Origin of the sequence: Bartonella sp. PS17NMGDW, from assembly GCF_042193555.1 — a bacterium.
Taxonomy (GTDB): Bacteria; Pseudomonadota; Alphaproteobacteria; order Rhizobiales; family Rhizobiaceae; genus Bartonella; species Bartonella grahamii.
The window spans coordinates 1-1,121 of record NZ_JBHILY010000069.1 but is presented as its reverse complement, the minus strand read 5'-3'; the positions used below and the strand labels follow the sequence as shown (position 1 = coordinate 1,121).

1 pseudogene is annotated in these 1,121 nt (G+C 44.2%); it reads left to right on the top strand.

The window, feature by feature from the left end:
* Positions 1-1,098, top strand: a pseudogene (locus ACFIJK_RS09270) (phage tail protein); the annotation flags it as partial.
* Between the last annotated feature and the right edge of the window lie 23 nt (positions 1,099-1,121).

The following is a 1,121-nucleotide window of genomic DNA, read 5'->3' as shown; positions in this document are numbered from 1 at the left end:
GGACTTGTGGCACTTGGTTCGTTCATTTTTGGTCCACTCATTGCCGCATTAGCCGCAGCGGGAGCAGCGTTTGTCACCCTTGGCTATACTATAATGACGACGCCCATAGGATGGCTCATTGGGGGTATCGCGGTACTTGCCGCACTCTATAAATATTGGGATGAACTCAATGGCTGGGTAGCTGCATCTTTAGCCGCGGTTGGAGCAGTTCTTACCGGAGCATTCATTGCGGCAATGGTACCGGCAGCTTCTGCAGTTGCGGGTCTTGCACTATCTCTTGTAGCTTCACTCATTCCAGCAATAACTGCCGTTGGTTCTGCTTTTATATCGCTTGGTATCGCAATCATGACCACTCCTATCGGCTGGATCGCTGGCGGCATAGCAGCCCTTGTTGGAGTTGGATATCTGCTCTACAAAAATTGGGATACGGTAGTAAGCTTCATAAGCAACTTATGGAATTCTTTTGCGAGCTTATGTAGTAACGTTTTCAATAACCTCTTGACGCTCTTTAAAAACTTTTCACCGCTCTCTTGGATTTCAAAAAAAATCAATGAACTCATTGAGTGGCTGTTTGGTGTCGATTTAATGGAAGTAGGAACCAATCTGATTAACGGGCTTTGGGAAGGTATCAAAAGCCAATGGAATGCTTTGTCTGATTGGTTTAGCGGCATGATAAGCAAATTAACCAGCTGGATGCCTAATTGGATGAAAGAAAAGTTAGGCTTTAATGTTTCAATCAATAAGACTTCAACCCAGACGATTAAAACCTTTACCAATGAGACCAATGCACGGGCAAAAAAAATGGTTGATACAGTAGTGGTTACAAATACCCCACCTGAAAAACGCAAGAGTGGTTTTAATACAGGAGCCGTTGAAACAGGACAAATGCAGGCAACAAATAAAGTGGGTGCCTTTAAAGCTCCAAAGCCAATTACGGTTCATAAGCCCGTTGAAGTAGACGCCCGTGTAACCATTACAAATCTAAATATTTCCGTCCCCAATGGTCTCAAGGACGAAATCAGAGACGCTGTCAATCAAGCACTTGAACGCTATGCAAAACAGCAACGTTTAGCCATAGCCTCTAGCCTTTCGGATTAAATACCATGATGTTAGCTTTGGGT